Genomic DNA, 18,730 nt, shown 5'->3' with positions numbered 1-18,730 from the left:
GCGGTCATGCGGAGGGCAACGGGTTTCGCGACTTATTGTAGGGCGTCCAGTCGGTTATCTCGGGGTAGTATTGCCGCCTCCATGCCTTGACACGGGGGTTCATCACGCGCCTCCAAAGGGGCGGTATCATGGCGGCAACAGTCATAACGGGATAGCCGTAGGGCAGTTGCGGCGCCGCGTTCTGTGAATGGTGTTGCAGCAGGGGAAAGCGGCGGTTGGGTTTGTAGTGGTGGTCCGAGTGGCGCTGTAAATTGATCAGCAGCCAGTTCGACGCTTTTTGCGAGGCATTCCACGAGTGGCGGGGCTGGACATGCTCGTATTTGCCCTCGCCCAAGTGTTTCCGGGTCAGGCCGTAGTGTTCGACATAATTCACCAGCTCCAGTTGCCAGATCGCAACGCCCGCCTGAATCAGGAACAGGGCAAGGCCCGAAAGACCTCCGATCAGTAGGGCCAGCAGCAGCATTCCTGCCTGCAGCGCCCAATAGCGCCAGAACGGGTTTGCGCGGTCTGTCCACGGGCGATCTTTGCGGGCTAGCTTTTCGCGCTCGGCGCGGAAGGCCGAAGTTAGGCATTGCCACAGGACACGAGGGTAAAAGCGATGGAAGCCTTCGTTATATCGGGCGGTGACAGGATCTCGGGGGGTGCCGACAAAGCGGTGATGGACCAGCAGGTGTTCCGATCGGAAATGTGAATACAGCACCATCGCCAGCAAGATATCCCCCAGCCAGCGCTCAGCCCGGCCTTTTTGATGCATCAGCTCGTGGCTGTAATTGATCCCGATCGTGCCCGAGATTACGCCCATGCCAAAGAACAGCCCGATCTTGGACGCCGTGGACAGGTGGTTTGTATGTGTCGCGAACCAGATCAACCCGAACAGGGTCAGGAACTGAACCGGCACCCACGCTTTGGTCAACAGGATATACCAGTGCAGCGCAGTGTCGGGAGTGTCGGGGTCGGCGTTGCTTAGTTCCAGCCCGGTTAGCTTATCCAGTGCGGCAAAGGCCCACCATGTTGAAAGTGGCACCAAAACCACCCACCACCCGCCTAGAACAGCAGTGACCCAGATCAGTGGGATTAGCAGGAATGAAACCCAGAACGGCAGGGCTGATTGCCATCGGGACAGGATGTCTGGTGCGATCATGTATCAGGCTCCGCAGAGATTGAGGCGAGTCTAGCCACAGTTCGAATTGCTGTACAACGCGTTATCGACCGCGCCACAGGTCGTGCGCCTTGCGCATTACCGTTGGCAGATCACCTGGGCGAAACTGGTGTTTGTCTAAGATTATCAGACCGTCGGGCGACGTGTCGTCTGGCAGGTCGGTCGTCCAGACGCGCAAGATCAGATGAAAATGAGTGAAGGTGTGGCGCACCTCTGCAGGCAGAACTTGCCAATCGGCAGCAAAAGGGGGCGTTTCGACCGGCGCGTCGGACCAATCAGAGCCAGGCCAGCCTAGCATTCCGCCCAACAGTCCTTTGTCGGGGCGGCGTTCTAGCAAAACGGCCCCGTCTCGTCGCTGGGCGATGTAAACATGGCCGTATCGCGTTGGTTTTGGCTTCTTTGGCGTTTTGCGCGGCAGGTCCGCCTGTGTTCCGGCCTTGCGGGCCCGACAGGGTTCGCGCAAAGGGCAAATTCCACAGGCCGGAGATTTTGGCGCGCAGATCGTTGCGCCTAAATCCATCACGGCCTGAGCATAATCTCCGGGTCGGGCCTGCGGGGTGTGTGCGGCGGCCTTGTCTTTCAGCTGCGGTTTTGAGCCGGGCAGGGGGTCGTGTATGTCGTGCAGCCGTGCCATGACACGTTCGACATTGCCGTCCAGCACCGTCTCGGGGCGATCAAAGGCAATGGCCGAGATAGCGGCGGCAGTATAAGGGCCGATGCCGGGCAGCGTTAGCAAAGCTTCGTAGGTGTCGGGGAACTGACCGCCATGTTCGTCCGCCACCAGGCGGGCGCATTTCAGCAGGTTGCGAGCGCGGGCGTAGTATCCCAAGCCAGCCCACTCGCCCATGACCTGATCATCTGGGGCTGCGGCCAGCGCCTGCACCGTGGGCCAACGCGTCGTGAACCGCATGAAATAGTCGCGCACGGCGGCCACGGTGGTCTGTTGCAGCATCACTTCGGACAGCCAGACACGATAGGGGTCGGGCAGCACCCCGGCGGCCCGATCTGTGGGGCTGACGCGCCACGGCATCTGGCGGGCGTGGCGGTCGTACCAGCACAGCAATTCGCTGCTGACGTCAAATTCGCCTGTGTCACGCAATTTTTAATCATCTCCCTGTCGGGTTTCGCTGGCGCCCGGTGTTCTGCCCTCTACAATAGTGGTGCAGGAGTTGGAAACCAGATGCAGCGCAGACGTTCTTCGACCCGCGGGTTCAAACGCACCGCGACATTGCTGAATACGCAGATCAGGCGTGCGGGCGAAAGCCGCGGGTTTGCCGTGTCGCGCATCCTGACTCACTGGGCCGAGATCGTGGGACAGGATTTGGCCGCCATCGCGCGGCCGGTGAATGTGGGCTATGGTAAGGGCGGCATGGGGGCGACGCTGACTGTGCTGACTACCGGCCCGCAGGCACCGATGCTTGAGATGCAAAAGGAACAGCTGCGCGGCAAGGTGAACGCGGTTTACGGCTATAACGCCATCAGCCGGGTGCGTATCACCCAGACCGCTCCGACAGGATTTGCCGAGGGGCAGGCCAGTTTCGATCACAAAGCGAAGCCGGCGAAACCCATACTGAAACCGGAAATCGCGGCCGAGGCGGACCGGGCAGCGCAAGGCGTCCATGATGGCGATCTGCGTGCAGCCCTTGAACGTCTGGGCCGTAACGTTCTATCCAAACAAAAACGCTGAGAAAGGGCTGATTCATGAGCCGTATTGCAACCGGAATTTGCGCGGCCGTCGCCATTGCCGCAGGCGGCTTTTTGCTGTCGTCACCGAACGCGTCATTTTCGCTGATCGGCAGCGCCGAGGCGCAAGAGGCCGAGCTGGACACCTCGACCATCGTCGAGATGACCCTGGGGGCCGAGGACGCACCGGTCGAGATCATCGAATATGCATCCTACACCTGCCCGCATTGCGCGAATTTCCACAAAGGGCCGTATAAGCAGCTCAAGAAGGATTTCATCGACACCGGTAAGGTTAAGTTCACCTACCGCGAGGTTTACTTCGATCGCTACGGCCTGTGGGCCTCGATGGTCGCGCGCTGTGCCGGACCCGATAAATTCTTTGGCATCTCGGACCTGATCTATGAAGGCCAGTCCGAATGGACGCGCGCTGGCGGTCCTGCTGAAATCGTGGATGAACTGCGCAAGATCGGGCGTCTGGCAGGGATCGACAACGATCAGCTTGAAGCCTGTCTGCAGGACGGAGACCGGGCGCGTACTCTGGTCGCTTGGTATCAGGAAAATGCCGAAAAGGATGGTATCCAGTCGACACCTTCGTTCATCGTGAACGGTAAAAAGGTCGACAACCAGTCATATGACGAGTTCAAGAAGCTGATCGAAGCTGAATTGGGCAGTTGATATGGGTTGGCCGGTCTTAGGACCGGCCGCTACCTACGGCGACGGTGCGATTTTAAGTAGCATCTGCCTGACGTTATCGGCCTCATTGACACGCAAACGGACGGGCAACGTTATTACTTTGCTGCGAAAGGCGGCGGGCAAACGAACAGCATCTTTTTCCGTTGTGACCATTTGAGCGCCCAACAAACGTGCCTCGTTTTCCAGGCGGGTCATCAACGCCGAGGTCAACGGCTGATGATCGTCCAAGGCTTCGGCCCGCAAGAGTGTTGCGCCTTGATTGCGCAAGGTAGCAAAGAACTTTTCCGGGTGTCCGATACCGGCAAACGCCAATACGGGAGTGTCGCTCCAGTCCATACCCGTTTGCAGAGGCCCGACCGCACCGGTGACATTTGGAACAGTTAAATCCCCTGCCCAACGGTCTGAGAATTGGGCCTGTGCATCTGCGTCGCCCAACGACAAAACCAGATCGGCCCGCTGCAGTCCTACGTCGACCGGTTCGCGCAACGGGCCTGCGGGCAGGCACAGGCCATTCCCGAACCCGCGTTCCGCATCCACAACGATGACCGAGAAATCCTTTGCGACCGAGGGATTTTGAAACCCGTCATCCAGCACAATAACCGTTGCTCCAGCTTGGGCTGCGGCTTTTGCTCCGGCGGCGCGATCTTTGGCGACCCAAACATCGGCGAATGCCGCCAGCAAAAGCGGTTCATCGCCAACATCTGCTGCGGTGTGTTTGCCGGGATCGACGCGAACCGGCCCGTCCAGCGATCCGCCATGGCCGCGGGTGACCACATGGGTCTGATGCCAGGCGTCGCGCAGTTGTTCGATCATCCAGATGACCGTAGGCGTTTTGCCAGTGCCGCCTGCGTTCAGATTACCGACACATATAACCGGCACACCGGGGGCAAAGCCGAGATCGCTTGCAACGCGGCGAGCGGTTGCTGCAGCATAAAGGTGCCCAAGCGGCGACAGAAGCCGGGCCGCCAATGACGGTTTGTCCGGCGCAGTATTCCAGAAATCAGGTGCTCGCATGATCTTGGCCCCGCTGGTCCAGACTGTCCTGTACAATTTCGATCAGGTGATCCGTTTGCGGAGCGCCTTCTGACACGATTTCCCAACCCGCCAGAGCCATTCTCGCGGCCTCGTCAGGTGCCAGAAGTTCCACCACTGCATCGCCCAGTTCGGTCGCGGTGCGCACCAATCTAGCCGCACCTGCTCTGTTTAGCTGATCATATAGCTGCTGATGACGATGCACGAAAGGTCCGTGAATGACCGCGGATCCCAGAGCAGTTGCTGTCAGCGGATCGCGCCCACCCGCACCCCGTTCAAGTGAGCTGCTCATGAATGCTACGGGTGACAGACGATACCACAGACCCAGATTTTCAGGGTCCGATGTCAGTATAACCTGTGTTGTATCTTCGATTGTCCCTCCGTCGTCCCAATTGACGCATCTAAGGTCCATCGAGAGCAGCCTGCGATGCAGTGGTTCGGTCTCGGACATGTCGGCGACATGTAGGATAAGAGCCAAGCGCGGCAGCATCCGCATTGCCTGGCGGTGCGCGCTGAGGACCGAGATGAATTCCTTGTCCTGAACCCAGGTTGCCAACCACACTGGCCTGCTGGACAGCGCGTGCGTCATTTCGATCAATTCATCTTCGGGCCAGGGACTTGGATTGGGGCTGACGTGCAACGGCGGGGCCGTGTCGACTTTGGAGGCCGGGACGCCGAGCCTGCGAATGTGTCGAACTGTTTCGGGTGATGTGGCAAGAATTGTTTGAAAACAATCAAAGGTGTATCGTGTGATGTCGGGCAACCATCGTGCGCCGCGTGCCACGTGGATATCAATCTCGGCTTCGATCAGAATCAGGGGTAGCCCACGTTCTTCAGCGCGGGTGATCACGTTGGGCATTAACCCGCCACCGACCCATAGACCAAGGTCGGGACGCCAATGATCCAGAAATTCTCGTGCGGCACCAGTCTGTTCGGACGGTAGATTGACCAAAGGATGGCTGCTTGCATCCCAACGGATCAGGTCAGCTTGAGGGGGCGCAGTCAACAAGACCGACAGGTTGGGACGGGATTGGCGCAGACGTTGGCAGAAGCCCTCGACCACGCGCTGGCGATCCTGAGAGGCGATATGTATCCAGATCAGCTCACCTTCGGGGCGCGGGATGTAGGGTTTGTCCGTCCCGTTTGGAACGCCCCAGGACAGAACGCGATAGGCCGCAAGGCTAAGAGAGCGCGGTTTGCTCATGCCTGTATTCCTGGGCCTTCCGGAGCCAGTCTTTCCGACAATTGGGTGTGAATCCGCTGCCCCGCAGCGATGACCCCGTTCAGGCGCGGATTCGGGTTGTTGAACCGCAATAGGCCTCCAGTGCGATCAGTGCAGGCTCCTCCGGCCTCGCGAATGATAAGATCTCCGGCGGCGATGTCCCATTCCCAGCTCGGGCGTAGGGTCAGCATACCGTCGAACCGCCCCTGTGCTACCAGCGCCAGTCGATAGGCCAAAGACGGACGATAGGTCCGGATGAAGTCTGGCACATCTTGGTTGCGCCAGTGACGCGCGTCCAGATTTGGCTTTGCGGCCAGAACCTGTGAGGTTTCCAAGTCCAAGGCGCCGGACACCCTGATCGGCGCGCCGTTAAGCGTGGCCCCCTGTCCTTTGGCTGCAGCGTAAAGCATGTCGCGCAAAGGCAAATAAATCACTGCGGCCGTGACTTCGCCCTGCTGGGCGACCGCAAGCGAGTGCGCCCAGGTTTTTGACCCTTCCGCAAAACTGCGGGTGCCGTCGATCGGGTCAATGATGAACACGCGATCTTTGGACAGACGCGCCTGCGAGTCTTCGGTTTCTTCGCTGAGCCAACCGTAGTCGGGCCGCGCAAAGGGAAGGCGTTGTTCCAGCATTGCGTTCACGGCCAGATCGGCTTCGGTAACTGGACCGGCTCCGTCGGGTTTGTCCCAGCGTTGCGCTGTTGTGCCAGAGTACCGCGTTGCGATCCTTCCGGCCTCAAGCGCAGCGTCGATCAGCAGTTGCAGGTCAGTTGCCGGCAAGTGTCATCCCTTCGATCAGAACCGACGGCACAACGCGCGACAGGTAAGGTCGTGCGTCATTTGCCGGAATGATCCGCCTGAGCATGTCGCGCAGATTGCCCGCAATGGTACATTCGTTGACCGGGTAGGCGATCTGCCCATTTTCGACCCAGAACCCCGAGGCCCCGCGCGAGTAATCGCCAGTATTTGGGTTGATCGTGGACCCGATCATCGACGTGACCAGCAGCCCGGTGCCCATGTCACGCAGCAGATCTTCGCGGCTTTGCGTGCCCTGGGTCAGGCTCAGATTCCAATTGCTGGGCGAAGGTGGGCCAGACACGCCGCGTACCGCGTTCCCGGTCGAGACCATATCCAGTTTGCGCGCACTGGCCAGATCCAATGTCCAGCCAGTCAGGACACCGTTTTCGACAATAGCCCGGCGTTGGGTGGGCAGTCCTTCGGCGTCGAAAGGGCGTGATCCGGCAATGCGCGGACGATGCGGGTCTTCGATCAGGGATAAGTGGGCAGGAAGCACCTGCTCTCCCAGACAGTCGGACAGCCACGAAGATCCACGCGCGATGGCGGCTCCGTTGCTTGCACCCAGCAGATGACCGATCAACGAGGACGATATGCGTTCGTCAAACAGGACCGGGAACGTACCGGTCACTGGCTGGCGTGCGCCGACCAGCTGCACAGCCCGTTCACCCGCGCTGCGACCGATGTCATCGGGGCTGCGCAAATCGGACTGGAATGTACGGCTGTCGCCGTCATAGTCGCGCTCCATCTCGGTTCCCTCGCCCGAGATTGCAACGCAAGAGGTCGACCGGCTGCTGCGTTCATACCCGCCCGAAAAGCCGTTGGTCGCTGCCAGATGCACGCGGTGAACCCCGTAGGCCGCCGCCGCGTCCGATACTTGTGACACGCCTTGCACAGCCAGCGCGGCTGCTTCCGCCGCCAGAGCATCCTTTAGCAAGTCTTCGGCACTCGGCTCAGGCGTTGGATCGAACAACTCAAGTGCCTCTACATCCCAATCAGCTGCCAGCTGATCCGTCCGTGCCAGTCCGGTAAACGGATCCTCGGGTGCTTCTTTCGCCATAGCAACTGCTCGTTCGGCCATGGCTGTCAGGGTCTCGGGGCGGTTGTCAGAACTTGAAACGATCGCCTGACGCTTGCCCAGAAACACCCGCAAACCCAGATCAGCCCCTTCCGAGCGTTCCGCATGTTCCAACGCTCCGCCGCGGACTTCGACCGAAACGGATGACCCGTCAAGTACGATGGCGTCTGCAGCGTCTGCTCCGGCCTTGCGGGCGGCGTCCAGCAGATCTTGGCTGATATCTTCGGGCGTGCGGGTCATGAAACCTCCGGTATGGTTGTATTGGACCTAGCCTTGGACAGCTTGTCCCGCAAGGGCTGTGGGTGGATCAGGACCTTAGCAGCTGCGTGAAGGGTGCAAAAACTTTCGGTTTTCAGCAAAAAACCGGCTGCTAAGGACTGGGGCATGGGCTAAACCTGATTGCGAAATGAAGGCTCTGCACGGGTTGGCGCAGGGCAAACGGGCAGGGCAGTTTATGCAAGATCTTCTCTCGTTGCGTGGGGTTCGGATACCGAATGATCCGGATGTCATCACGCCTCAGGTTGCACGATCCATTCGCGCGGAACGGTACGAGAAGGACGAGGTGACCGGCCTGCCGAAATTCATCGATCCCGAGGACCGCGTGGTCGAGCTTGGGGCCGGAATCGGGTTCATCTCGTCCTATCTGGCAACCCAGTTGAATGTTCGTCGCGTTATGTGCATCGAGGCCAACCCAACCCTGTGCGACTTTATCGGCCGCGTCCATTCCGCGAACGGAATTGAAGGGGTCGAAGTTCTGAATGCGGTCGCGCTGGCGGACTCGCACGCATTGGGGATGTCGACGTTTTACATTCGTGATCCGTTCTGGTCGTCTTCTCTGGATCCGAAACCCGACTATGTACAAGAGGTCAGCGTGCCCGAACGGCACTTGTCAGAAATTCTTGGCGACTTCGACGCCAATGTTCTGATTGTCGATATCGAAGGCGGCGAGAAGTACCTGTTCGACGGAGCCAATCTGGCGAATGTGGACAAGGTCTATCTAGAGGTGCACACCCGCAAGATCGGGCTGCGCGGGATAAAAGCGTGTTTCGACCACCTGTCCGCCCTTGGGTTCGCCTATGATCAGCGCGTCAGCAGTGGCGGGTCTGTACTGTTTCGGCGCGTCGGCCGCAGGTAAAGGGGAAGGCCCCGACAGAAGCCTTCCCTCGATGGTTATTTGATACGCTGGCCGTTCGCCAGAATCTGGCCCTCTTCGGTGAATTCAATCTTGGAGTTCAGCGTGTCAGGTTCTTCGCCCGGAACCGCCATAAGACCCATCATCATGCGGGCACCCAATGCGTCGCTGTCCGACATCAGCCCCATGCCGATCAGCGTGTCGATCAACCCGTTCGCGCCGACAAGCTGCAGGTTCGCAGTACCTTTTGGCGTGGGCAGGCCGTCGAAAGCCTCGGTGTTTGCGTTGTCAAAGGCGAAATCGGCATCGCCGGTCAGCTTGGTTCCCACCAGCGAGATCAACAATTCGTTGATCTTCATCGAATGCAGCTCGCCCGGTGCGGTATCGGACAGGGCAAGTGTCTCAACTGCGTTGGGGTCAAAAAAGTTGGTCAGGATTTTCGCCGTACCGGTCGTGTCCAGCGCAATTGTTGCCGGGTCGCGAGGCAGAGCGCCTGCGGGGTCAAAGATGCTCCACAATACGTCAGACATAGTGAAGTCTGTCAGATTCATCGCAAAGCCAAAGGGTTGAATTTCTTCAGATTCCTGGACCGGGAACTCAAATTTCAAACCCGCATTTTCCATCGCGACTTCGATCGGGAACGGCAGGTCTGCCGTAGTCACAGCCACTTTGGTGCTGTTTTGTTCGATGTCGTACGCCAAGCGCTGCGCGTCCAGGCTGGCGGCTAGGCGCCCGCCTTGGGACTCGCTTCCCAGTGAAAACGCTTGGCCTTCGCTGGTTCCCGCCAAAGCGGATTTGCCTGAGTCGTAGGTGAAGCGGCCGGAAAAGGCGAAGCCGGCATCATAGAAAGCCTGCGGATCAGCGACGTCGAAATCTGATGGAATGACCGTGGTGCCTTCAAACGCGAGTTGTTGAAGCGCACCGTCCACATTGGCCGTCTCGCCGCTTTCGGGATCGTTGAAAACCAGCCCGTATGTCAGGTCGGCGGCTGTAAAGTTCTGGTCAACATCGCGGTTCTCACCGATTTTCATCCGCGAGCTTCCGCTTACGTCGTTCAATGCGATGCTGACGGCCAGCGCGTCCGCGGGCATTTCTTCGCCATTTACGGTAAACCCATCCAACTTGGCCCCAATCGAGCCAGCCGAATAGTCATATGTCATATCCTCGGGCGAGCCCGAGACAACCATCTTGAGGCCGGTATGGGTGTATAGGATTTCGGTCGAGAAGGTCTCGCCACTGCCATCACCCTTCACGGTCATCGGAAAGCTTTCGGGGACGTCTACACTGACGGTGCCGTCTCCGTTTTCGGTCAGGGTCATCTGAGGGACGACCATGTCAAAGGATCCATCCTCTTCCGGCAGAGCCATCGTCATGGTCATATCGGTGACTGTCAGCACATTGCCGTCTGCGGTTTCCTGAGCTTCCACAGTATAGCCCATTTGGGTCAGGTAGGATTTCCAATCATCCCAGACATCCTGCGCGGTGACATCAGCCAGCGCCCCCTGAGAGATTAAGGCATAGGCCAATACAGCACCGCAGCTGCGGTGAAGGAAAACGGACATTATAGAACCCTTCTTGATCAATTTTACAGGCATCGTCGTGTCTGTGACGGCGGGCGTCAAGGGGCAAGGACTGGACCCTTTCCCCCTTCGCGCGGTAGACGTTCACACAATCTCAAAACAACGGAGGTACAGGGTCCACATGCAAGGAAAAACCGTACTGATCACAGGGGCCAGTCGCGGCATTGGGGCCGAGGCGGGGCGCGTTTTTGCCGCAGCCGGGGCGAATGTCGCGCTGGTGGCGCGCAGCCGGGACCAGATTTCTGCACTGGCTTCGGAACTTGGGGACAACGCGATCGCGCTTCAAAGCGATGTCAGCGTGTTTTCGCAGGTCGAGCAAGCCATTGCCGATTGCGTGGATCGCTTTGGTGGGCTGGACGTGCTGATCGGCAATGCAGGGGTGATTGATCCGATCTTTCACCTCGGAAATGCGGATGCAGATGCGTGGGGCAATGCCATAGACATAAACCTTAAAGGCGTTTTCCATGGTATGCGTGCGGCCTTGCCGGTCATGCGAGCTGCTGGGGGCGGTACGGTGATCACTGTCTCATCCGGTGCAGCTTCGAACGCCATTGAAGCATGGAGTCACTACTGCGCCTCGAAAGCGGGGGCAAAGATGCTGACGGAGTGCTTGCATCTTGAGGAATCAATGCACGGCATCCGCGCTATGGGCCTTTCGCCGGGTACTGTGGCCACTGAAATGCAGCGGGTGATTAAGGCCAGCGGCATAAACGCGGTCAGCCAACTGGATTGGAGCGATCATATCCCGGCCGACTGGCCCGCACGGGCGTTGCTTTGGATGTGTTCACAGGATGCCGATGAGTTTTTGGGCACCGAGATTTCCCTGCGGCGGGAAGACATTCGAAAAAGGGTAGGTCTGACGTGATCGAACTGACACAGGTGGATGGTCTTTGGACCGTTACACTTAACAATCCCGACAAAGCCAACGCGCTGACCGGGGCCATGCTAACCGAACTCTGCCAGATTGCCGAGGCGGCAACCGATGCCCGCGCTCTGATCCTGACCGGGAACGGCAAGGTTTTCAGTGCGGGCGCTGATCTGGACGAAGCGCGGGCCGGTCTTGCAACTTCGGATCTGTGGGAGAGGCTTTCAGGGGCCATAGCTGCTTTGCCCTGTCTGACCGTCGCTGCACTGAACGGAACACTGGCCGGTGGGGCCAATGGCATGGTGCTGGCCTGCGACATCCGAATTGCGGTGCCGAATGCCAAGTTTTTCTATCCGGTAATGAAGCTGGGTTTTCTGCCGCAACCGTCCGATCCAGGTCGCATGGCGGCTCTGATCGGACCATCGCGTACGAAGATGATCTTGATGGCAGGGCAAAAGATCACCGCCAAGGACGCCTATGATTTCGGTCTTGTCGACCGCGTGGTCGAGCCAGACGCATTGATGCCAACAGCTTTGGAACTGGTTGCGGACAGCGTGGCCGCCGACCCGGAAACTGCCGCGGGTATCGCGGCGCTGTGCCCATGAGGCTGTCTGCTGTAAGGTTGCGTGTTGCCGATCCTGACCGGTTGGCGGCGTTCTACGGTGATACGCTGGGCATGTCCGCGCGTTCTCAGGGCGCTAGTCAGCGTGTGGGGTATACTGGTTTGGATGCTGACCTGGTCCTGATGCCCGGCGGCGGCGGGTACAGTCACGACCGCGGGCAACGGTATTGGAAGATCGGTGTCACAGTACCGGATGTCGATCTGGCGGTTAACGCTCTGCGCGCCAAAGGGGTCGAGGTTTCGGACCCCAAGCAGTTTCTGGACATCGGTTACCTGTGCCACCTGCAAGACCCCGAAGGGTTTGTGATCGAAGTGTTGCAGCATGATTTCGAAGGCAACCGGCCAGACAATGCTGCAAGCCCCGACGCGCCCTTTGCTGATGCGCGGATCGGGCAGATCACGTTGCGTACTGGCGATATCGCGGCCGAAGATGCGTTTTGCCGCGCGCAGGGCATGCGCTTAATGTCGATGCAGGATGTGGCACAGTACGGGTTCGATCTGCATTTCTATGCGTTTTCAGAAGATACTCCGCCAAACGCGGATTTATGGTCCGTGGAAAACCGCGAATGGCTTTGGAAACGCCCTTATACGACATTGGAGTTTCAGCACCTCGCTGGTGCCCAGTTTGCCCCTGTTCCTGATTACCGCGGGTTGGAGTTTGAAGGGATCGACAGGCCTCGTGCGGATGCATTTGGTGATCGGGTCTGGCCGGCTTGATCATCGCCCGCGTCGCTTGCCCGGAACTTTCGAGCGGAATCCGGGCGGGCGTTTGCGGACCCAGCTCAGGAATTTCTCAAGTCGGGGATGCGTGCGCAGAGTTTCGACCGTGTTATAGCTGCGGGCCAGTTCGGCCTCGGACAGGGTGGCGTGGACCTCTTTGTGGCAGATGATATGCAGCAAAACCGTAGGTCCGCCCTTGCCCCCTTTGAGTTTTGGGATCAGATGGTGCAGGCTGCCGCCTCCGTCTGGGATGGGGCGGTCACACAGCGGGCAGATGGGATCGCGATCTGACATAGGGCAGAATGTGCGCCCGCAGATGCGAAAAGCAAGAGGACGGCAATGGAGCAAGCGGTGGTAATCGGGGCCGGTCCTGCCGGTCTGATGGCGGCAGAGCAGCTGGCCGCAGCGGGCCATGATGTGCTGGTGGCCGAGGCCAAGCCATCGGTCGCGCGTAAGTTCCTGATGGCAGGAAAATCCGGTCTGAACCTAACCAAGGATGAACCGCTCCAGACGCTGATGCCCAACTATGGCAGTGCGGCGGATTGGCTGCATCCGATGGTGGCCGAATTTGACTCAGATGCCGTGCAGGACTGGGCGCGCGGGCTGGGGCAAGAGCTGTTCACCGGCTCGACCAGGCGAGTGTTTCCCAGCGCTATGAAAGCCTCGCCATTGTTGCGGTCATGGTTGCGACGGTTGGATGAAGCGGGTGTGCAGATAAGAACCCGCTGGCGCTGGCTGGGCTGGGATGGCGACGCGCTGTCGTTTGACACGCCCGAGGGGGTGCAGGCAATTGCATCTGACGTCACCGTTCTGGCGTTGGGTGGGGCAAGCTGGGCGCGGCTGGGGTCGGATGGGCACTGGGCGCAGGTACTGGCAGAGAAAGGTGTGGCGCTGGCCCCGTTTGAACCGGCGAACTCTGCCTTGTCGGTGGCGTGGAGCCCCCATATGCAACCTCATTTTGGCAAGGCGCTGAAAGCGGTGCGCTGGCTGGCCGGAGAGCTGGAAAGCCGTGGGGAAACCACGATTTCCGCCACCGGGTTGGAGGGCGGGGGCCTTTATTCCCTGACCCCGGCTCTGCGTTCGGGCGCGGACTTACATGTTGATCTGTTGCCTGATCTGGACGCGGCGACCTTGCAGGCGCGGCTTGCCGCAAAAAGCGCGAAAACCACGTTCACGCAATGGATGAAAAAGGCGCTGAAACTGCCGCCGCAGAAAATCGCTCTGTTTCACGAGATGTCCAAGCAAGCTGCCGTGTCGCAAGGACATGAGGTGGCGGCGCTCAAACGCCTGCCCATCGTTGGCGCACGCCTGCGCCCGATGGACGAGGCGATCTCAACTGCAGGCGGGGTCCAGCGAGACGCGTTGGATGGCCACCTAATGCTAACGGCCAAACCCGGTGTGTTCTGCGCCGGAGAGATGCTGGATTGGGAGGCCCCGACCGGGGGCTATCTGTTGACCGGCTGTCTGGCCACGGGCCGCTGGGCGGGGCACGGGGCCGTTCGGTGGCTGGATCGTTAGCGAGACCGGGCCAGCATCGCCAGACGGATCATGGCACGTTCAACCAAAGCCATAGCGGGCGCAGTTTGTCCGGCAGAGCGCAAGGACAGGTCCGTATCGGTCAGAACGGTCAGCGCGGTTTGCAGTTTTGGCGCGCCCCAGCCCTGCGCTTGCCGCAATATCCGGTCGCGCCGCTTGCCATAGACCGGCGGACGCAGCTTGCCGATGCCCTGCGCGGCCCCTCCGGGGTCCGAAGCGCAGGCATACAGAGTTCGAAAATGCCGTGTCGCGCCGATGCACAAGCTGACCGCGTTGGTGCCCTGCGACTGCAAGCGCCGGATCAGAGGGCCGATTTCGCCTGCCCGACCTTCGGCCACCACGTTCAGAACATCGTCCAGCGCTGCCTCGGTTGAGCGTGGCGCGCAGGCCTCGATATCCTCAATGCTTAGCTCGGCGCTATCGCCACGTTTATACAGCGACAGTTTCTCGATCGTCTGGGCAAAGTCGCCCGGGCTGATACCGGTGGCCAGCTCGGCCAGTGCCGACATTGCTTCGTGCGGGATTTTCTGCAACCCGGACTGACCTAAGATCCTTTCGATTTCTCCGCGCGAGGGCGGGTCGTCGTAAATGCCCACCGCATAGGCCGAGGTATGACCCTCGAACGCCTTGCGGATTTTCGAACTGGGCTTCAACTGACCCGCAGTGACGATGATCTGAGCATCGCCGGGGGCCCAATCCTGAAGCGCGGCAATGATCGCGGGGGCGGCAACATCGGTGGTGTCTTCGACAAAGACAGCGCGCGGGCCGGGGAAAAAGCCCACTGCCTTTACCGCATCCAGCAACAGTGCGGGATCGCCGCGCAGGTCGCCCCCCGGCATTCGGGTTAGGCGCATTTCCTCTTCGGCGTTCGCGCCGAGCAAGGCGGCCAGAACCTGTTGGCGCTTCAATGCCACTCGCATCGCGTCCGCGCCATAGATCAGCAGCCCGGCCTTTTCGGTGTCGGGCCGCGCAAAATACCCCTCAGCCTCGCGCGGGCTGAGCTTCATTGCGCAAGATCCGGTGTCGCGTAAAGCCGACTGACGATCTGATCTGACAGAATCACCATCAGACGTTCATTCGCGTCCCGTTCATCCGCCAGTTCGGATACCGTCGATCCTGCGGCCGAGAAACCTACGAAATCCGCGACCGAGCCAGAGGTGATCACCTGGCCCGTCGCATTGGATCTGAGTGCGAATTCCGCTCGTCCTTCGATCGTGTAACGATCCGTTTCATTCGTTTGCGTAATCGCCGCCCGTCGACGGACGGTCGACACATTGACGTTCAGCGCGTAGTCCGAGCCCGAACTTGCACTGCGGCCCAGCCTTTGTTCCAGATTTTGAACCAGAAGATAGCTGTTGACCGAGTTAGGGGCAGAAACCTCGACCCTGCCATTCAGAGCCGAACCCGATCCGCCGGGGGCGTAAACAGGCTCGAACCCGCAAGCGGCCAGCGCCAGCGGTAATAACAAAAGGGTTCTGCGATCAAACAACGACATTCACGATCCGGCCCGGCACAACGATCACCTTCTTCGGCGCATTGCCATCCAGCGCCTTTTGCACAGCTTCGGTGCTGAGCGCGATTTTTTCAACCTCTGCCTTGTCCATATCCTTGGGAACGCTGATTTCCGCACGGCGCTTGCCGTTGATCTGAATGGGCAGGGTGATGGTGTCATCGACCAGCATCGCTTCATCAGCGATGGGCCACGGCGCGGTGGCGACCAGACCTTCGCCGCCCAGCAGCTTCCACAGTTCTTCGGACAGGTGCGGGGTCATCGGCGACATAAGCTGCGCCAGTGTCTTTGCCGCTTGACGTTTGGCATCGGTGCCGGCCTTGGACTTCGCCAACGTGTTGGTGAAGGCATAGAGCTTGGCGATGGATGCGTTGAACCCAAAGGATTCGACCCCGCCCGACACATCATGGATGGCCTTGTGCATCTCACGCAGAAGGGTTTCGTCTTCTCCGTTGGCCGGAACGTCCGACTCGGCGATTTCCGATGCGATGCGATGTACGCGGCTAAGGTGCTTGAACGCGGCCTCAGCCCCGGATGCGGTCCACTCGACGTCGCGTTCGGGCGGCGAATCGGACAGTACGAACCAGCGCGCGGTATCTGCGCCGAAGGCCGAGATGATGCTGACCGGATCAACCACGTTCTTCTTGGATTTCGACATTTTGGCCGAGGGGATGATCTCGACCTCGGTGCCGTCGGCCAGTTTGCCGTCGGTCACGTCCTCTGGCAGGTGATAGACCGGGCGGCCATTGGCGTCGCGGGTCTGATAGATTTCGTGTGTCACCATGCCCTGAGTGAACAGCGCGTCGAATGGCTCGATGGCTTTCTTCGGTAGGTGGCCGGTGATCTGCATGGCCCGCGCAAAGAAGCGCGAATAGAGCAGGTGCAGAATCGCATGTTCGATGCCGCCGATATACTGGTCGACATTCATCCAGTATTCGGCCTCGGCCAGATCAGTGGGGGTTTCGGCGCGGGGCGCGGTGAAGCGGGCGAAATACCAAGACGAATCGACGAACGTGTCCATCGTGTCGGTTTCGCGCTTGGCCGGTGCTCCGCAGGACGGGCATTCGCAGTCGCGCCAGGTCGGGTGGCGGTCCAACGGGTTGCCGGGTTTGTCGAATGTCACATCGTCGGGCAGGCGAACCGGCAGGTTCTCTTTCTTCTCGGGCACCACGCCGCAGGCATCGCAATGCACGACGGGAATCGGGCAACCCCAGTAGCGCTGGCGGCTCAAACCCCAGTCGCGCAGGCGATATTTGGTGACACCTTCGCCCCAGCCCGCCTTTTCGGCGAAATCGACGGTGGTGTTGATGGCCTCATCACCCGTCGCCTCGGTCAGGCCGGCGAAGTGATTCACCCAGCGGACTTTCTCGGTTTTCGGCGGAACGAAAGCGATCTTGTCGACCGGGGTGTCATCGTCCAGTGCAAAGAACGTATCGACCACCGGCAGACCGTATTTGCGGCAGAAGTCCAAATCACGCTGGTCATGGGCTGGGCAGGCAAAGATTGCGCCGGTGCCGTAATCCATCAGGATGAAGTTCGCGATCCAGACTGGCAGTTCCCAATTCGGGTCCAGCGGGTGTTTGACGGTGATGCCGGTGTCATAGCCCAGCTTTTCTGCGGTCTCGATGGCCTCTTCCGTGGTGCCGCCCTTGCGGCATTCGGCTACGAATTCAGCGACTTCGGCGTTTTCAGCCTCCAGCTGCTTGGCAATCGGGTGATCGGGCGAGATGCCGACAAAAGACGCGCCCATCAGCGTATCGGGGCGAGTCGTGTAGACGGTGATCGGCTCGGCACCATCGGTGCGTTCAAAACTGAACTGCAGGCCGCGCGATTTGCCGATCCAGTTTTCCTGCATCAACCGCACCTTGGCGGGCCAGTTTTCCAGTGTGTCCAGCGCGCCGAGCAATTCTTCGGAATAGTCGCTGATCTTAAAGAACCACTGGGTCAGTTCACGCCGCTCGACCAGAGCGCCCGAGCGCCAGCCGCGCCCGTTTTCCACCTGTTCATTGGCCAGAACGGTCATGTCGACCGGATCCCAGTTCACCACGGCGTTTTTGCGATAGACCAGCCCGGCCTCAAGCATATCCAGAAACAACGCCTGTTGCTGGCCGTAATATTCCGGGTCACAAGTGGCGAATTCGCGCGACCAGTCGATCGACAGGCCAAGCGGTTTCATTTGCCCTCGCATGTCGGCGATGTTGCCGTAGGTCCAGTCTTTGGGATGGCCGCCGATAGCCATCGCAGCGTTCTCGGCAGGCATCCCGAATGCGTCCCAGCCCATTGGATGCAGCACGTTGTGCCCAGTCGCCAGTTTGTGCCGCGCGATCACGTCGCCCATCGTGTAGTTGCGTACGTGTCCCATATGGATTCGGCCAGACGGGTAGGGGAACATCTCAAGCACGTAGTATTTCGGCTTGTCCGCCTTGTGATTAGCGGCAAAGATTCCGGCCTTGTCCCAGGCCTCTTGCCATTTTGCTTCGATTTCGTTGGCCGAGTAGCGCGACATCATGCGGTCCTTCGTGAATGAAAACGCCGGGTGAGAGCCCGGCGTGGTATTAGTGTGATTTTCCGCAAGTTGCTAGAACTTGTTGTCCGCGATGCGCAGCTGGCGGGCTCGGGACAGGATGGCGTCTTCTACCGCGCGTGTGGTCGCTGCGCTGACCGGGTTGCCTCCGCTGGTTTGGAGTGCCACGGAGAGCGACCGCGCTGCGAGGGCTGGATCGCTGATGTGGACGGTCGCGCGATATTGGCGCCCGCCACCCGGTGGGGTGCCGTAACCCGTTACAATTACACCGGTAAACGGATCGACTTCCTGCACAGGCAGAAAGTTGAGAACATCCAGAGAAGCCGTCCACAGATAACGGTTCACATTCGCGACCTGCTCGGCATTGCCGGTATTGAAGACATCCCAGATGGTTGAACGATTTGGGTCGTTCAGTTCCCGCTCGTCCGAACGTCCACCATCCACGTTTCCAAGATTGGGGTTGGGGGCAGCGCTCCGATTCTGTCCGCAGGTCGACACGAGTGCGGTCGCTATGATCAAGCCGAAAATCGTCTGCAGGCGCATTGTAGAGGTGTCCTGTTTCACTGGGTCTCACTTGCTA

General features: G+C 59.7%; 19 protein-coding genes. 7 read left to right on the top strand and 12 right to left on the bottom strand.

Going from position 1 to position 18,730, the window contains the following annotated elements:
* Positions 1 to 4: 4 nt before the first annotated feature.
* Complete coding sequence (locus tag AC2FNR_RS13530) at positions 5 to 1,141, bottom strand: alkane 1-monooxygenase (protein ID WP_496849473.1); 1,137 nt, start codon at positions 1,139 to 1,141, stop codon at positions 5 to 7.
* A gap of 61 nt (positions 1,142 to 1,202) precedes the next feature.
* Positions 1,203 to 2,258, bottom strand: coding sequence for an A/G-specific adenine glycosylase (gene mutY, locus AC2FNR_RS13525; protein ID WP_496849471.1), 1,056 nt, complete (start codon positions 2,256 to 2,258; stop codon positions 1,203 to 1,205).
* Between the two features lie 81 nt (positions 2,259 to 2,339).
* Here mutY and AC2FNR_RS13520 point away from each other — a divergent pair, with 81 nt between their 5' ends.
* Both AC2FNR_RS13520 and AC2FNR_RS13515 read left to right on the top strand, forming a co-directional pair.
* The gene (locus AC2FNR_RS13520; RefSeq protein ID WP_496849469.1) at positions 2,340 to 2,846 is read left to right on the top strand and encodes a DUF721 domain-containing protein; all 507 of its coding nucleotides are present in this window, start codon (positions 2,340 to 2,342) and stop codon (positions 2,844 to 2,846) included.
* A 14-nt stretch (positions 2,847 to 2,860) separates the two neighbouring features.
* Positions 2,861 to 3,517 carry a DsbA family protein gene (locus AC2FNR_RS13515; RefSeq protein ID WP_480866502.1) on the top strand — a complete coding sequence of 219 codons (657 nt, stop codon included), beginning with the start codon at positions 2,861 to 2,863 and terminating at the stop codon, positions 3,515 to 3,517.
* Positions 3,518 to 3,550: 33 nt separating this feature from the next.
* Here AC2FNR_RS13515 and lpxK read toward each other — a convergent pair whose 3' ends face one another.
* The 4 genes from lpxK to AC2FNR_RS13495 are packed head-to-tail and all read right to left on the bottom strand — an operon-like array spanning position 3,551 to position 7,901.
* Entirely contained in the window at positions 3,551 to 4,549 is a 999-nt protein-coding gene (lpxK, locus tag AC2FNR_RS13510) for a tetraacyldisaccharide 4'-kinase (RefSeq protein ID WP_496849467.1), read from the bottom strand.
* Positions 4,536 to 5,771, bottom strand: coding sequence for a 3-deoxy-D-manno-octulosonic acid transferase (locus AC2FNR_RS13505; RefSeq protein WP_496849466.1), 1,236 nt, complete (start codon positions 5,769 to 5,771; stop codon positions 4,536 to 4,538). The genes lpxK and AC2FNR_RS13505 overlap by 14 nt, the downstream gene beginning before the upstream one ends.
* A complete protein-coding gene (locus AC2FNR_RS13500; protein WP_496849464.1) occupies positions 5,768 to 6,568 on the bottom strand; it encodes an inositol monophosphatase family protein in 801 nt (266 codons plus the stop codon). Before AC2FNR_RS13500 ends, AC2FNR_RS13505 begins: the two co-directional genes overlap by 4 nt.
* Entirely contained in the window at positions 6,555 to 7,901 is a 1,347-nt protein-coding gene (locus AC2FNR_RS13495) for a TldD/PmbA family protein (protein ID WP_496849462.1), read from the bottom strand. The genes AC2FNR_RS13500 and AC2FNR_RS13495 overlap by 14 nt, the downstream gene beginning before the upstream one ends.
* 166 nt (positions 7,902 to 8,067) lie before the next feature.
* Here AC2FNR_RS13495 and AC2FNR_RS13490 point away from each other — a divergent pair, with 166 nt between their 5' ends.
* On the top strand, positions 8,068 to 8,796 hold the full coding sequence (locus AC2FNR_RS13490; protein WP_496849461.1) for an FkbM family methyltransferase: 729 nt from the start codon (positions 8,068 to 8,070) through the stop codon (positions 8,794 to 8,796).
* 35 nt (positions 8,797 to 8,831) lie between these two features.
* Here AC2FNR_RS13490 and AC2FNR_RS13485 read toward each other — a convergent pair whose 3' ends face one another.
* Positions 8,832 to 10,355 carry a DUF2125 domain-containing protein gene (locus tag AC2FNR_RS13485; RefSeq protein ID WP_496849459.1) on the bottom strand — a complete coding sequence of 508 codons (1,524 nt, stop codon included), beginning with the start codon at positions 10,353 to 10,355 and terminating at the stop codon, positions 8,832 to 8,834.
* A 139-nt stretch (positions 10,356 to 10,494) separates the two neighbouring features.
* On the opposite strand from AC2FNR_RS13485, the gene AC2FNR_RS13480 reads away from it, so the two are divergent.
* From AC2FNR_RS13480 to AC2FNR_RS13470, 3 genes are read left to right on the top strand one after another with little or no spacing between them, the layout of a single operon-like run.
* Positions 10,495 to 11,238, top strand: coding sequence for an SDR family oxidoreductase (locus tag AC2FNR_RS13480; RefSeq protein ID WP_480866490.1), 744 nt, complete (start codon positions 10,495 to 10,497; stop codon positions 11,236 to 11,238).
* Positions 11,235 to 11,843 (top strand): enoyl-CoA hydratase/isomerase family protein, encoded by a 609-nt coding sequence (locus AC2FNR_RS13475; RefSeq protein ID WP_170754589.1) that lies wholly within the window; start codon positions 11,235 to 11,237, stop codon positions 11,841 to 11,843. The genes AC2FNR_RS13480 and AC2FNR_RS13475 overlap by 4 nt, the downstream gene beginning before the upstream one ends.
* Positions 11,840 to 12,577 (top strand): VOC family protein, encoded by a 738-nt coding sequence (locus AC2FNR_RS13470; protein WP_496849457.1) that lies wholly within the window; start codon positions 11,840 to 11,842, stop codon positions 12,575 to 12,577. The genes AC2FNR_RS13475 and AC2FNR_RS13470 overlap by 4 nt, the downstream gene beginning before the upstream one ends.
* Here the strand turns inward: AC2FNR_RS13470 and AC2FNR_RS13465 are convergent, their stop codons facing one another.
* Positions 12,578 to 12,874: an HNH endonuclease gene (locus AC2FNR_RS13465; RefSeq protein WP_170355396.1), complete on the bottom strand. Its 297-nt coding sequence runs from the start codon at positions 12,872 to 12,874 to the stop codon at positions 12,578 to 12,580.
* 45 nt (positions 12,875 to 12,919) lie between these two features.
* Here AC2FNR_RS13465 and AC2FNR_RS13460 point away from each other — a divergent pair, with 45 nt between their 5' ends.
* The gene (locus AC2FNR_RS13460; protein ID WP_496849455.1) at positions 12,920 to 14,098 is read left to right on the top strand and encodes a TIGR03862 family flavoprotein; all 1,179 of its coding nucleotides are present in this window, start codon (positions 12,920 to 12,922) and stop codon (positions 14,096 to 14,098) included.
* Here the strand turns inward: AC2FNR_RS13460 and holA are convergent.
* The 4 genes from holA to AC2FNR_RS13440 all read right to left on the bottom strand — a co-directional run bounded on the left by holA (position 14,095) and on the right by AC2FNR_RS13440 (position 18,693).
* The gene (gene holA, locus AC2FNR_RS13455) at positions 14,095 to 15,123 is read right to left on the bottom strand and encodes a DNA polymerase III subunit delta (RefSeq protein WP_496849453.1); all 1,029 of its coding nucleotides are present in this window, start codon (positions 15,121 to 15,123) and stop codon (positions 14,095 to 14,097) included. The two genes, AC2FNR_RS13460 and holA, sit on opposite strands and share 4 nt — an antisense overlap.
* Positions 15,120 to 15,611, bottom strand: a complete 492-nt coding sequence (gene lptE / locus AC2FNR_RS13450; RefSeq protein ID WP_496849452.1) for an LPS assembly lipoprotein LptE — start codon at positions 15,609 to 15,611, stop codon at positions 15,120 to 15,122. Before lptE ends, holA begins: the two co-directional genes overlap by 4 nt.
* Positions 15,598 to 18,132 carry a leucine--tRNA ligase gene (gene leuS / locus AC2FNR_RS13445; RefSeq protein ID WP_496849450.1) on the bottom strand — a complete coding sequence of 845 codons (2,535 nt, stop codon included), beginning with the start codon at positions 18,130 to 18,132 and terminating at the stop codon, positions 15,598 to 15,600. Before leuS ends, lptE begins: the two co-directional genes overlap by 14 nt.
* 72 nt (positions 18,133 to 18,204) lie before the next feature.
* A complete protein-coding gene (locus AC2FNR_RS13440; protein WP_170355391.1) occupies positions 18,205 to 18,693 on the bottom strand; it encodes a DUF3576 domain-containing protein in 489 nt (162 codons plus the stop codon).
* Positions 18,694 to 18,730 lie beyond the last annotated feature (37 nt).

The organism is Ruegeria sp. SATB045 (assembly GCF_059613525.1).
Note: the sequence above shows the minus strand (reverse complement) of the source record. Positions and strands in the feature narration are given on the sequence as shown.